Origin of the sequence: Thiomicrorhabdus sp. 6S3-12 (genome assembly GCF_017571475.1) — a bacterium.
Lineage (GTDB): Bacteria > Pseudomonadota > Gammaproteobacteria > Thiomicrospirales > Thiomicrospiraceae > Thiomicrorhabdus.
The window spans coordinates 279,633-293,751 of record NZ_JAGETW010000002.1 but is presented as its reverse complement, the minus strand read 5'-3'; the positions used below and the strand labels follow the sequence as shown (position 1 = coordinate 293,751).

Here is a 14,119-nt window from a genome sequence, read left to right as displayed (position 1 = left end):
TGTGGGAGGTCCCATGTGAGAGTAGGTCATCGCCAAGCTTATATCCCGAAAGCCCGCTAGGTTAATCCAGCGGGCTTTTTTTATGCCTGAAATAATCTCTGTATTTTATTTCGATTGCTTTTGTTTCTATCTGAAACACAGTACTATAGCCCATACGAAGAGAATGGAATATTCGTATGTATCGACCTTATTTTGGTTTGTCGCAATTGCCTTTCAAAACAACTCCTGAATTGGAGATGTTCTATAACGAGGGATCCAGAGAAGAGATCCTTCAAGCCTTGAAATATACCGTAGAGAGAGGGGACGGAATACTCAAGGTTGTCGGCGAGGTTGGTTGCGGTAAGACGATGATCCTTCGCCTGCTTGCAAATACACTGGCGGATAACTTCAAGCTTATCTATGTTAATTCTCCAAATCTGTCCTCTAAAGATATTCTGTTATTTATCTGTACCGAACTGGGACTTGAGGTTACTGAAAGCTCGCAAAAGTTTACCCTGATTAACCGATTGCAGAACCGGTTGTTAGAACTTTATGCACAGGGCTCTCGGGTTGTTATGCTGATTGATGAAGCGCAGGCTATGACTTTGGACGGTTTGGAAGAGATTCGTCTGTTAAGCAATCTTGAAACGGATAGCGATAAGCTTCTGCAAATAGTTCTATTCGGCCAACCCGAGCTTGACAGAGCTCTGGATAACCCCAATATCCGTCAATTGAAAAGCCGCATAACCTATAGCATCTATATCCCGCCATTTTCCGTAGATGACGTTTTGTCTTATCTGAATTTCAGAATGCGCAGAAGCGGCTATTCTGGAATTGATGTTTTCACCAAACCAGTGGCCAAACGTATTTTTGATATGACAAACGGTTATCCACGAGGAATAAACGTCTTGGCGGATAAACTTCTGATGGTGGTTTATAGCCAGCAGGATAAGGTTGCTAAAACCAAACATTTTAGGTCTCTGGATTCTTACGAGAATTCGCAAAGCAGTTCTTTCAAAATGCTGTATTTGACATCCGCGATATTCATTTTTGCGGCACTTGCGGCGGTTTATTTTTTCGTATATGACAGTAAGCCCCTTTTTTCCGACGTTAATGTAGAGGCGAGTACGGAGAAAAGTGTTATAAAAGATGATATAGATAAAGTAGAAGAAGTGCAGAATGATTATACTGGTACTCAAATCGCTGCAAAAGTGGAAAGCTTTGAGCAACCAGTGAAAGCCGATGAAGCCTCCCTGAATAATAATGAAATACAGATCCAACCGACGATCTCGGAAAAGCCGGAAATTCAGTTGGTCTCTGAAAATAATGCGATTGAAAAGGAACCCGTAACGCCTGTAGATCTTGATGGTTATTATGAAACTTCAAGAATATGGGTGGACTCATTAGAGGGTAAAGGTTACACGATTCAGTTGGCAACCATTGCATTTAGCAGCCTGCCAAAATTTAAATCAGATATTCAAAGGTCCGGCCTTTCTCAAGATAGTGTGAATTATGTGCTGGATTATAAAGTTGAAGATTCGGTTTTTAGAATAAAAGTCTATTATTCGGAAGTGGTAAGCTATGATGAAGCAAAAAGAAAGTACCAGGCATTACCAAAGCGCTTTCTTTCATCAAAGCCTTTCATTACTCCCTTTTCAGTTGTTCGTAAAAGCCTAGATCAAGCAGTTAAGTACCTTAATAATGGTGGTGGATCAGATGTTAGTTAGAAACAAAACTTTTAAAGTCATTACGTTAACGAGTTCGATCATTGCTCTGTTAATGATTTCCGGTTGTGAGACATCAGCAGTCAAGCGTGATCCGCCGGCGCCTCCGGTTGCAGAAGATTTTATTCCGAAAGGTCACATTGATTCGCCGCAGCAAATGGCCGAACAACAACCTGATATTAATGCTATCCCTGGTATTTCGACCGCGTCTACAGCCAAATTGCCACCATTAGATCTGACTCAAAAAGAGTTGTATTCCATCACTGCAATTAAAGTTCCTGTAACTGAACTGCTTTTCCAGATTTCTCAAGATTCGGCAAAAGAAATCGATATCAGTAATGGTGTTGAAGGCACTGTCACTATTAACGCTATCAATCAGCCGCTTGAACAGATTCTAGATCGCATGTCGGAACAGGCTAATTTCGTCTTCGAAATGCGTGATAACGTCATTAAAATCCGTCCGGATGTACCTGAGTGGCGCAACTATAAAGTGGATTATGTCAATATTACTAAAACCAGTACGGATAGTATTGATATGAAAATGAATGTTTCGTCCTCTGTGGACGGGGCAAGTTCAACTCTCGGTAAGGGAAGTTCTTCTCAGGTGAAAGTCGAGTCCAAGCACGATTTCTGGGTTCAGTTGGATAATAATATCCAGAAACTTGCTCAATTGGACCCTTATTCGATTTCAGAAGTAGTTGCTGAAACGGAAAAGGATAAAAAAGGCGGCAGTCAGAAAGTTTCTCAGAATACCGTTGTGAACCCAGAAGCTGGTGTGATCTCGGTCTTTACGACAGATAAAAAACACCGCGCGATCAAGAAATATATTGAACAGGTCACTCAAAGAGCCGAGAAACAGGTGTTAATCGAAGCAACGGTTGTCGAAGTAACGCTTAACGATCAATATCAGGCTGGTATTGATTGGTCCATGATTAACAGCAGTGCATTTGGTTCCAGTGGTGGGATCAGTTTCTCTTCACCATTTTCCGGTCCATCAGACGGTTTCTCGATTGGTACGGTTAACCCTTTAGGGGCGGCCGGTTCTGTTGCATCTGGCGACTGGAATATCTTGGCTAACTTGAAATTACTGAAACAGTTTGGTGATTCCAAAGTTCTTTCCAGCCCTAAAATCATGGCGATCAACAACCAGACGGCGCTTCTTAAGGTCGTTAACAACCTAGTCTATTTTACCGTTGATGTGAATACCACAACGGGAACTCAGACTTCGCAAACAACCTACGAAACAGAAGTCCAGACAGTTCCGGTTGGTTTTACGATGAGCGTAACGCCTTTCGTAAGCGACGAGGGGACAGTGACTTTGAATGTCCGTCCGACGCTTTCCCGTCTAATTGGCCAAGTAGCTGATCCTAACCCGGCCTTAGTGAATTCTGGGGTTGAGAGTCTTATTCCGATCATTCAGGAAAAAGAGATGTCATCCGTCTTGCGTCTGCAGGACCGTCAGGTCGCGATTATTGGAGGTTTGATCGAAGATGAAAACTCCAATAACAGAAATGGTATTCCTTGGTTAAGCGATACGCCTTATGTCGGTGATCTTTTCTCTGCCCGTGATGACCAGGCGACTAAGAGCGAGTTAGTTATCTTTATTCGTCCAATTATTATTGATAACCCGGATGTTTATAACGGCGATTTGCGATCAGTGAGTCAATTCCTCAAAACTCAAAGCATGTAACCGGCAATGAGGGTTGAAATGTGAGTGTATTACTTGAAGCTTTAAAAAAAGCAGCTGAAGAAAAGAACAAGTTAGCTGCCAAGGAGTCTGAGGTTGAGTCCTCTCCAAGTGAAAAAGACCCCTCGGAAACGAACAGCTCATTTTCTTCAGAAGGCGTTCCGGGAGAGATTGATAGCGCTCCTGAGACTGCTTCTTCTGCACCGGAAACCGGAGAACCCTCTGTGCCTGAGGCTACGGTTTCTTTGAAACTCGAGCCAGCAACACCTGTACAAACAAGTGGCTCGCGAGATCTTGATGAACTTATTCAGGAACCTGAATCGGCGGCAACCCCGGTGAGAGGTAATATCTACTCAGCTCAGGAAAGCAATTCGATCGATGATGTTGAGTTGGAAGCCCGTCAGCAAACGCCTCCTGCGACTAAGCTTAATTTTTCCATCCCTACTGAAGACGTGTCTGATTCTGAAGTGGAAAAATTATCACAGCCTACAAGCGCAAATCCAGAATCAAGCAAATCTACAGATTTACCGGTAATTGAAACTGGTTCGCTTGATGAAGATTCTTTGCCTGAACCTGATTTGTCACCTGTTATGAACTCTGCTAAACCCGCTTCAGCTGAAAAGGAAACGACTGCAAAGCAGGTTGATGACAGCAAGGTTAAAGAGGCCAAATCTGAGGACGACAGTTTCGAGTGGGGTCTTGAGCAGCTTCCTGCTTATGTTCCCGATGGAGAGGCGAGTAAGAAAGAAGTTGCGGCTAGTGCCGTAAATCAGGGAGCTGAGAGTAGCGAGGAAGAACGAAAACTCGCCAAGAACTCTGTATTGACCAAAAATGCGCATAGTAAACCTTACTCAACAGGCGGTTTATTGAGCAATCCGAAAACGTTGCTGGCTTTAACTTCCTTAACGGCATTTGTTTGTATCGGTCTATACACGGCTTTCTATTTCGATCAGCAAAACCAGGCGCTTGAAGCAAGTTTTGATAAATATAAAATTACGCCGATTCAAGTTGAGCTGCCTAAAATTCCTGAACAGGTTGATACTGAATCGGATAAGGTGGATGGCTTAAACGGTGACACTGTTATGGCCGATTCTACAATGGAACCGGCTTCAAATGAAACACAGGAAACCACGGCGATTGATAGTCAAACTTCTGATCAGTCGATTGCATCTACGAATGCTGTCAAACCAGCCCGATCGGTGACAAAAGCGACCAGTTCGAGTGGCGTATCGAAATCTTCTAAAGCGGTTTCGACAAAATCTGAGCCTAAAGCGAAGCCGCTGAGAACAACTGACAAGGTATTGGTCCTCAATACTGTCAACTCAACGATTATTCAGCCTAAGCCTGCTGCCAAAGCGGCTATGATTACGCGTTCAAAAGCACTGACGCCTTCACAACAGCAGCTGGTGCAGGGGTATGAATATTATCAGCGGGGCGAATGGCAAAATGCGCAAGATGCTTTTAAGGCTGTTTCGGAGCGTGATCCGCAAAATATCAAAGCGCTAATCGGGTTGGCGGCTTCGCAAAATGCACTTGGGGATCCGTCCACGTCCGTTGAAACCTATTTGCAGGTTCTTAAGCTCGCTCCAGGCAATCCGTTTGCTCTAGAAGCGGTCGCAGAAATTGCAAATTCTGTTACGGCTCCGACCGATGATTGGTTGCAGCAATTGACAGAGCTTGCGGAAAGAAATCCTAAATCTGCTGTCCTGCAAAATGCTTTAGGAAACTTCATGGCTCGCAAACAAGATTGGTTCAAGGCTCAGGAGTCGTATTTCAATGCTGTTTCAATTGAATCGAATCAAGCGGTGTATTTGATGAATCTGGCGATTAGTCTGGATCATCTGAACAAGTATAAATTGGCTGCGGATTACTATACCCAGGCTCTTGTTTATGCAAATAGCACGACAGCGATTGACCAGTCTGCAATTAAAGAGCGTTTGGTCATTCTGAAACAGCACAGTTTGATGGAGCCTTGATGCAATATCCGGAGCGTCTCGGTGAGCGTTTAATACGCGATGGCTACATTACTCGCGATCAGTTAAATATCGCTTTAACTGAACAGAAGCGAAACGGTCAAAAGCTGGGCGAAACACTGGTCGGTATGGGCTTTATCAGTGTTGATACACTGCGTGAAGTCGTAGGGACCTATGGCGGTTTTACCGCCATGAGCTTAAAGGATGTTGTTCCGGATCCAAAAGCGATTTCGCTGGTTTCAGAAACCTTTGCCCACAACTACACATTAATGCCGATCAGTTTATCCGACAATGTACTTAAGGTCGGTATGTCGAACCCGGGCGATATTCTGGTTCTGGACAAATTGAGACGTCATCTGCAACGCAGTGATGTGCGTATTGAACCGGTACTGGTTGTAGAGGCGGAAATACAAAATGCGATTGATAACTATTATGGCTATGAGTTATCGATCGAGGGCATATTAAAGGAGCTTGAGACCGGTCAAGTCGATATGACGGCGACCAGCAACTCGAACGAGTATGCCCAACCAATGGTCCGACTTGTGGATAACCTGTTGACAGATGCGGTTAAGCGCAATGCCTCGGATATCCACTTTGAGCCTGAAGAAGACTATATTCGCATCCGTTACCGTATTGATGGCGTACTGCAGGAGATCCGCCTGCTGCATAAGATGTTCTGGTCCGGCTTAGTCGTACGTTTGAAAGTTATGTCCAATCTGGATTTGACCGAGCAGAGGCTACCTCAAGATGGTCGAATGACTCTGGTGGTTCAAGGGAGAAGAATCGATTTCCGTGTCTCCTCTCTGCCCTGTACTCACGGTGAGAACTTCGTGTTACGTATCCTCGACCGTGAAAAGGGGATTGTTCCTCTTGATAAACTAGGACTGGCCGAAGAAGCCTATCACGACTTGAAATTAATGATCGCTCGTCCGACGGGAATATTCCTGGTTACAGGGCCGACCGGTTCCGGTAAAACGACGACGCTTTATTCGATTTTGAATGAGTTGAATGATATGGGCGTCAATATCATGACTTTGGAAGATCCTGTCGAATACCCGATGTCGTTGATACGTCAGACGCCTGTTAATGAAGAGATCGGGATGGATTTTGCCGCAGGGATACGTTCGCTGTTGCGTCAGGATCCGGATATTATTCTGATCGGTGAGATTCGAGACGGGGAAACCGCGGAAATGGCCTTGCGTGCGGCGATGACGGGGCACCAGGTATTCGCGACTTTGCATACTAACTCGGCCATTGGTGCGATTCCCCGTCTTTTGGATATTGGTGTATCGCGTTCGATTCTATCCGGAAATATTATCGGTATTGTCGCTCAGCGATTGGTACGTAAACTCTGCAGTCAGTGCAAAGAACCATACCAGCCCGAGTCGTTCGAGAAAAAGCTATTGGGCCTTGAGCCGGATGAAGACATTACTCTGTATCACCCGAAAGGCTGCACCAAGTGTAATGGTGTCGGATATAAAGGCCGTTTGGCTCTGTTGGAAACCATGCGTTTTAACGGTGAAATGGATGATCTCTTATTGGAAGGTGCTTCACAGCACGCCATTTTAAATAAGGCAAAGGAAAAAGGGTTTATCGATATGGCACATGCCGGCATTAACTGGGTCAAGAAAGGAGACACGACTTTGGATGAAGTCAGCCGTGTTGTTGACTTGACTGAGCTGTTGTAAGGAGCAATCGATGCAAAACTATAATTACACAGGGATCAATCAGCTTGGTAAGCGTGTCTCGGGCGTCATGCCGGCGAACAATGAGCAGGATCTTGAGCAAAAGCTGAAAAAGTCGCAAATTGACCTCTTGAGTTACCGTCAACAGGGTAAAGGCTTATCGCTTTCTTTTGGGTCTAAAATCAAGAAACGCGACATTATCACGATTACTTTCCAGCTTGAGCAGATGCTTGAAGCGGGTGTTCCTCTGATGGAAATCATCGAGGATATGAAAGACTCCTTTGAAAATGACGCAGCTAAAGAGATGCTGGCCAATATTTACGAGTCGATGGAAGGGGGGAATACCTTTTCCGAGTCACTGGCTGATTTCGAAAAAGAATTTGGTCAGGTGTATATCTCTCTAGTCTCGGTGGGTGAAAAAACCGGTAAGCTGGAAGACATTCTGCGCGATCTCGGTAATATGATGAAGTGGGAAGACGAACTGGCTTCCAAGGCGAAGAAGGTCATGATCTACCCGGCCATTGTGGCTACCGTTGTTATCGCGGTTGTTATCCTGATGATGTTGTTTGTGGTACCGGAGCTATTGGGCTTTATTACCTCAATGGGTGGGGAAATCGGTTTTGCGACAGTCGCTTTGATTGCCACTTCAGACTTTATCCAAACATATATTCTTGAGCTGATGATGGCGCCGGTAATCTTCGTATTTGTCTATTCCTGGTGGCGCAAACAATCTCCGGAATTCAAGCTCAAATCGGACGAGTTTCATTTGAAGATTCCCATTATCGGCGTCGTCTTGCATAAATTGAAACTGGCACGCGTAGCCAACTCTCTGTCGGTTATGTACGGTGCCGGTGTCAGCTTTCCTGAAAGTCTGCGAATGGCCAGTATGACCGCGGGTAATAAGTTTCTGGAAACGAATTTCCTGAATGCCGTCAATATGATCGAGGACGGTAAAGAGATCTGGGTTTCATTCCGGGATTCCGATGCCTTCCCTATGATGGCAGTGCGTATGATCAAGTCCGGAGAGTTAACCGGTAAGATGGATGTCGCTTTAAAGAACGTCAGTTATTTCTATGACCGTGAAGCGAAAGAACTGATTGAAAAAATCGAGCCAACAATTGAACCGCTTTTGACCGTGATCATGGGATTTATTGTAGGTTGGATTATGATTGCAGTACTAGGTCCGATTTACGACACGATTTCTCAGGTTCAACTATGATCGTCGGACAATACCACGGGTCATATTTGGCATGATGATCGAACTATTTTTAACCATTATCATCGGCTTTATCGTTGGCTGGGTCTTAATTGCCGTTCTCGGTCCGATTTACGATACTATTTCGCAGGTACAATAATATGCAATATGTACTTTATGTTACTGAATCCGGCTTTAAGGCTTACAAAAATGTAAGGGAAGTCGGAGAGGAAGTCGAAACATTTGAATGGGACGATATCGCGCAGATTGATCTCTTCATTTCCGGGCTTTCTGCCAAAAGCGAGGTGATGCTTCTGCTTGATCTGGTGGATGAAGACCTTTTCTTCGAATGGGTTCCGAAAGTGATGCCTTGGGAGAAGAGCGCGCTTCTGAAACGTCGCCGCGAACGTTTGATGGGCGAGAATATCGCGCTCTCCGAAGTTCATTCAACGAATCAGAATCGTAAATCGGACGAAGGGCGTAAAGAGGAGTTGATTCTTTCTGCTACCATCAGCGATTCGTTCAAGCTAACACGTTTTTTGAACAGTCTTGAAGCCGCACAGGTTTTAATTAAAGGGATTTATTCCAAACCGTTCCTGCTGCAGGAGTATTTCCGCAGTGTCGTTAAGCCTGAACTTAAATTATCTAAAGAACAGGAACAGCTTCCTTTTCTGATTATTTCCCGTCACTCAGAAAGAAATTACCGACAGACTTTCTTCCACGGCGGCCAGATGCGTTTAAGTCGCCCGGTACAGATTGAAGAGGAGTTTAAGCAGGCGGACGAGATTCATAAAGCGCTTCTTGAAGAGACCAAGTTGGCGATTACCTATGTGTACAACCAGAAAATTATCCCGTTCAATCATCCTATTGGTCTGATCTTTCTTGATGAGAATGAGGCCGTTTTAAAGGATATCGAAGAAGATTGTCGTGAAAACGGGATCATTCGCGGTTCATGGGGTAATAACTTCTACTTTGCGAAAAAGACCTACAAAGAGTTGGGCGGAGGGCTGCAATATTGCAATGAAGAAGCCCGCTGCTATTCCGAACAGGCGGCGGTTGATTTCCTTTTCAACCATTCACTCAAAGGCTTTTATAGCACGCCTTATATTGAACGCTTGCAAAACTTCCAGCTGGCGCGTAAAAGTCTGTATGCGGTTAATATAGCGCTTCTTCTCGGTGGGCTGGCGTTTGTCTTAGTGAATTCGGTTGATAACTATCTGAACTGGCAAAAACTGGGATTGCTTGATCAAAATATCGTGGCGCACGAGAGAGAAAAGCAGCGTTTGACCGAGCTGGTCAAGCTCCAGGACGACGCCCAGCAGATCAAAGCTTCGGTTGAGTTTTCAGAAGCGGTTCTGAGTCTGCGTGTCGACAGACTGGTTGGTTTTAATATTCAGGATTTCAGCGAAACCTTAAAACGCCATCCGAATATTCAACTCAAAGACATGAATTGGAAAAACCTTCAGGCAATGGACAGCCAACGGCATGAAATCGCCATCGAAGGCTGGGTTTTCCCGTTTTATGAAACCTACAGAAAGCCGGTTTACTGGGTGGATGCTCTGGTCGATGACCTCAAAAAATTGAAAAACATTGAGTCGGTTTCCTTGGATGAAGAACCATTGAACCGTAATTTGAAGCAGGCAACCAAAATTAATACGGATGAAGGTGAAGTCGAAGCTCTGCCTTTCAGCATAACTTTGAGGGTTAAAGATGGCGAGTCTAAATAATATTGTCCAAGATCCCTTTTTTAAGCGTTTCTTTCGGAACCTGTTGATTGTCCTCGTTCTTTTGGTCGCAGCAATCGGTGGGGCCTGGTACGGTTTTGACGAGTTAAGCAAGGATCTTAAAGCGCAAGCGCAGCCGAAAATTGCCAAGCTTAATCAGTTGAAGAGCGAAGTGACCTTTTTGGAACAGCAGGTTCGCCTCTTCCAGCAGTATGGTGAGAAATATGCCGAGCTGATGAAAAAAGGTCTGGTGAAGAAACAGGATCGCGTTTTCTGGGCGGATAACCTGATTAAGCTCAAACAGGGATATCTGATGCCTAAGTTCAGTTTTGAATTTTTGCCGGAAAAACCTCTGAGCAGCTCGTTATTCAAAACCATTCAGGTCCCGCAGAAAATGTTCTATTTCAGCCGTATCAAGCTGACCATGGAACTTCAGCATGAAGAAGATTTATTGCGTTTGTTCGAATCAATCAATGAACGGGTATCTCCTCTGTATTTGATTGAATCTTGTAATAACGAATTACGTTCTGACGACCATAAGGTTAACGCGAACTTTAACTTGACCGAAGGAAACGTTAAAAGCGTCTGTACCATCGTTGTTTTCCATACGCATTTGAATCTGGGTAAGAAGAAAGACCCGAAAGAAACCAAAGTCGTGGCAAGTCGATAATTTGAACCTAAGGCTGCTTGTGAGCGAGACATAGAAGATGTCTGCCGGAAGCCTGAGAGTAGATAAATAAAAAGGGGTTCTGTATGAAATTTTTAACGAGTTGTGCAACATTGCTGGTCGCATCGCTTGTACCGATCATGGGGACGGCGGCCGATCCGGCTCCGGTACAAAATGTACCGCAGAATGTGCCTCAAAGTGCCGATGTGATTGTGCTGGAAAGAGGGCAGGACGGTAAGCTGAAGGTTCGAACCGAAACGCCAACGGATCAGGCGGAAACGCAGAAAGCGGCACCAGAGCAGAAAAAACCGCAAATATCCGGGGCCGGAAACGATGTTCTGAATAAACCTCTGAATCTTCAGACGATTCTTCTGGATAAACCGACCCGAGAAAAAATCGACCGACAAAGAGCGGCCTATATCAATCCTCCTGAGGCTCAGGATGTGGAAAAAATTCCTCCACCACCGCCTCCGGGTAAAGGAACAGGTACCGGAAAAGCAAAGAAAAAACGTATCTATCTGCCATACAAGCTTGCCGTTTCCGCTTTGGTCATTAAACCGAACGGAGACTCTTTAGCCCGCGTGAACGGTAAATATAACCGTACCTACTCCAAGCATATTTCAATCAATAAAGAACATACGACAGAGAAAGGCGTCGCATTCGATATCTTGGGGAAAGAGCAGGTCGTTCCGGTAGGAAGCACACTGTTGCCAAGAAAACCGAAAGTCATTCCGACCTATCAGCTGGTTCAGAAAGAAAAAGCGAAAGGTAAAGCGCTGCCGAAAACCAAAGAAAGGGTTGCGAAAGACACGCTGGAACAGGTTAAAATTCTTACTTCACAACCGACAGCAACGAAACCGAATTCTCAATAGATATGAATATCAGCGAACTCTTTTGGCCCGCACTGACTGTTGCGGGCTTTTTCATTTTAATTCTGGGGTATTTATTTGTTCAGCAGCGTCATCGTATTGAGGCGTTGGACAACTATCGCCAGGAAGTGCAGCCGTCATTATATGAGCTGGAAACTCTGCGCCAGAGTCAGCAAAAATGGCTACAGGATCAGCAAGAACTGGAACAGCAGCTGCGGCAGCTGAATGCGATACAGGGACAATTCGGCCAGATTGAACAGCAATTGCAGGCGGCACAGGAAACGCTGAAAGATAAAGAACGGAAGCTTGAGGCCTTGAATCAGGTACTGGCCCAGGAACAGGCCAGAGTAGCCACGCTTGAGACCTCTTTGGAGCTTCAGCAGAAAAATGCCGAGGAAAAACTGTTGTTTCAGCGGGAAGCTAAGCAACAGCTGGAAAACGAGTTTAAGAACCTGGCTAACCATATTTTCGAGACTAAACAACAAGAATTTTCCCGCTTGAATAAGGAATCCCTGGGGGCAATTCTCCAGCCGATGCAAACGACTCTAGAGAGCTTTAAACAAAGGGTTGAGACCACGCATAAAGAGAGCCTGGAAGGACGGGCCAGTCTTCAGCAGCAGCTTAAACAACTGCAGGAACTCAATTCGCAAATGACTGAGGAGACTAAAAACCTGACTCAAGCACTGAAAGGCGACAGTAAAACGCAGGGGAATTGGGGGGAACTGGTTCTCGAGCGGTTACTTGAGCGTTCGGGGCTTAGAGAAGGAGAAGAGTTTGAGCGGGAAAAAAGTTTTTCTCAGCAGGACGGTAGCCGCTTGAGACCGGATGTCATTCTAAACCTGCCCGGCAATAAGCACATTATTATCGACTCCAAAGTATCGTTGAAACACTATGAGCAGGCGCTCAACAGCGATAACGCCCAGCATCAGCAGATTGCCCTGAAATCCCATTTGCAGAGCCTGCGCAAGCATATCGATGCACTGGCGAGTAAACGCTACGACCACCTGGAACTGTTAAACGCTCCGGATTTTGTATTGATGTTTATACCGGTTGAAGGGGCATATCTGATGGCTATTGAAGCCGAGCCGAGGATTTTCGAGGAAGCCTTCGATAAACGGGTGGCCGTGGTGACTCCGACGACGCTCTTCACAACCTTAAAAACCATAGAACAGCTTTGGCGTTATGAACGACAGAGTGAGAACACCGTCAAACTGATCAAACGTGCCGCCGAAGTGCATGATAAGTTTGTCGGTTTCGTCGAATCTTTTGAAAAGGTCGGCAAGCAGCTGGATGCGGTCAATAACAGTTATCATCAGGCCAAAACGCGCATGATGGAAGGCAACGGTAATCTGGTGCGCCAGGCAGAAATGCTTAAGGAGTTAGCCGGTAAGACCAAGAAAGAGATCCCGGAACATTTGTTGCAAGAAGCGCATGGTGCGCCGCTTTTACAGGACCCGGATTAACGACAGACTTGGTGTAAAGCTTTGTGCAGTAGCAGCCAGCTTTTTCCGCTTTCCTGCGCTTGGCGAAAACGTGTATGCAGGTGCGGATCGATGTTCTGCAGTTGCGATTCGTCAAGTGGCTGATAGCCGAGTCGTCGGTAAAAGTGTTCTAAATGCGCCAGTGCAAAACAGATAACCTGTCCACTTTCGGTTGCCGCTAAAGCATTTTCGGCGTTGCGGATCAGTGCGCTAGCGACTCCCTGTTTACGCCATTGCGGATCGACATAGAGTCCGCGCAGCCAAAAAGCGCCGTTCTCCTGAGGGACTATGCGTGCATAGCCGATAACGCTGTTTTGATGCACAACGAGAAAAACCTGATCGCTCTGTTGCCAGTTTTTTTGCTGAGCCTGTTTCAGGAAGTGTTTGAGTTTATAGATCAGGGCACTGTCGAGAGGTTGTTTTGACATATCCACAAATGCGCAGTTTGCTAAAATGGTCACAATGTATTTTGCCGCTTGAGTGAGTCGAACGAAAAATGGCACGAACAATTTGCCAAGGCTGCGTAAGGCCTGTCAATGCCTGCTGGTGCCATTGTAGCAGAGCGGTCGCTAACCGGATCGAAATCGGTATTTTGCAACATCCCGATGAAGCCAAACAGGCCAAATCAACCGTTCCTTTACTGGTTAAATGTCTGAATCGGGTTCAACTCTGGAAGGGCGAGACGGTTTCAGACGCTCAGATTTGTGCACTGGTGTTGCAAGATAGCGCGATGGAACTGAATCGCTGGTTGGTAAATGGCAAGCACACTTACCTTTTATATCCGAAAACCGAAGACGATTCGCCAACCTTGCCGCTTGTCACAGTTGAGTCTTTGCGGCCAAATCTGCAAGACAGTCAGATACTGGTGCTTGACGGAACCTGGCGGAAAACCTATAAGATGCTTATGTTAAACCCGCAGCTGCAAAGTCTGCCGCGGATTAGCGTTGAACCGCGCAAGGCTTCTCAGTATTTCATCCGCAAACAGAAAAACAGCGACAGTCTGTCTACGCTTGAAGCGGTCGGTGAACTGCTCGCTCAGTTGCAGGAGGATGGTTGCATTTACACCGAGCTAAACGAAGCATTTGACTGTTTTCAGAAGTCGGTGTTTCATAAGCGACACTCAAGAGAATAATCC

At 45.6% G+C, this 14,119-nt stretch carries 11 protein-coding genes; 10 read left to right on the top strand and 1 reads right to left on the bottom strand.

Features of this window, described 5'->3' with window-relative positions:
* Positions 1 to 176: 176 nt before the first annotated feature.
* The 9 genes from J3999_RS04310 (at position 177) to rmuC (ending at position 12,966) form a co-directional block, all read left to right on the top strand.
* Positions 177 to 1,706 (top strand): AAA family ATPase, encoded by a 1,530-nt coding sequence (locus J3999_RS04310; RefSeq protein WP_208126727.1) that lies wholly within the window; start codon positions 177 to 179, stop codon positions 1,704 to 1,706.
* The gene (gene mshL, locus J3999_RS04305) at positions 1,696 to 3,393 is read left to right on the top strand and encodes a pilus (MSHA type) biogenesis protein MshL (RefSeq protein WP_208126726.1); all 1,698 of its coding nucleotides are present in this window, start codon (positions 1,696 to 1,698) and stop codon (positions 3,391 to 3,393) included. The genes J3999_RS04310 and mshL overlap by 11 nt, the downstream gene beginning before the upstream one ends.
* A 20-nt stretch (positions 3,394 to 3,413) precedes the next feature.
* The gene (locus J3999_RS04300) at positions 3,414 to 5,366 is read left to right on the top strand and encodes a lipopolysaccharide assembly protein LapB (RefSeq protein ID WP_208126725.1); all 1,953 of its coding nucleotides are present in this window, start codon (positions 3,414 to 3,416) and stop codon (positions 5,364 to 5,366) included.
* Positions 5,366 to 7,051: a GspE/PulE family protein gene (locus J3999_RS04295; protein WP_208126724.1), complete on the top strand. Its 1,686-nt coding sequence runs from the start codon at positions 5,366 to 5,368 to the stop codon at positions 7,049 to 7,051. Before J3999_RS04300 ends, J3999_RS04295 begins: the two co-directional genes overlap by 1 nt.
* Before the next feature lie 10 nt (positions 7,052 to 7,061).
* The gene (locus J3999_RS04290; protein ID WP_208126723.1) at positions 7,062 to 8,267 is read left to right on the top strand and encodes a type II secretion system F family protein; all 1,206 of its coding nucleotides are present in this window, start codon (positions 7,062 to 7,064) and stop codon (positions 8,265 to 8,267) included.
* A gap of 137 nt (positions 8,268 to 8,404) precedes the next feature.
* Positions 8,405 to 9,970, top strand: coding sequence for a hypothetical protein (locus J3999_RS04285; protein ID WP_208126722.1), 1,566 nt, complete (start codon positions 8,405 to 8,407; stop codon positions 9,968 to 9,970).
* Entirely contained in the window at positions 9,954 to 10,637 is a 684-nt protein-coding gene (locus tag J3999_RS04280; RefSeq protein WP_208126721.1) for a hypothetical protein, read from the top strand. Before J3999_RS04285 ends, J3999_RS04280 begins: the two co-directional genes overlap by 17 nt.
* Before the next feature lie 83 nt (positions 10,638 to 10,720).
* Positions 10,721 to 11,506: a hypothetical protein gene (locus J3999_RS04275; protein WP_208126720.1), complete on the top strand. Its 786-nt coding sequence runs from the start codon at positions 10,721 to 10,723 to the stop codon at positions 11,504 to 11,506.
* A 2-nt stretch (positions 11,507 to 11,508) separates the two neighbouring features.
* Positions 11,509 to 12,966 carry a DNA recombination protein RmuC gene (gene rmuC, locus J3999_RS04270; protein WP_208126719.1) on the top strand — a complete coding sequence of 486 codons (1,458 nt, stop codon included), beginning with the start codon at positions 11,509 to 11,511 and terminating at the stop codon, positions 12,964 to 12,966.
* On the opposite strand, the gene J3999_RS04265 is transcribed toward rmuC, so the two are convergent.
* Positions 12,963 to 13,412: a GNAT family N-acetyltransferase gene (locus tag J3999_RS04265; RefSeq protein WP_208126718.1), complete on the bottom strand. Its 450-nt coding sequence runs from the start codon at positions 13,410 to 13,412 to the stop codon at positions 12,963 to 12,965. The two genes, rmuC and J3999_RS04265, sit on opposite strands and share 4 nt — an antisense overlap.
* A 68-nt stretch (positions 13,413 to 13,480) precedes the next feature.
* Here J3999_RS04265 and J3999_RS04260 point away from each other — a divergent pair, with 68 nt between their 5' ends.
* Entirely contained in the window at positions 13,481 to 14,116 is a 636-nt protein-coding gene (locus tag J3999_RS04260) for a tRNA-uridine aminocarboxypropyltransferase (RefSeq protein ID WP_208126717.1), read from the top strand.
* Positions 14,117 to 14,119 lie beyond the last annotated feature (3 nt).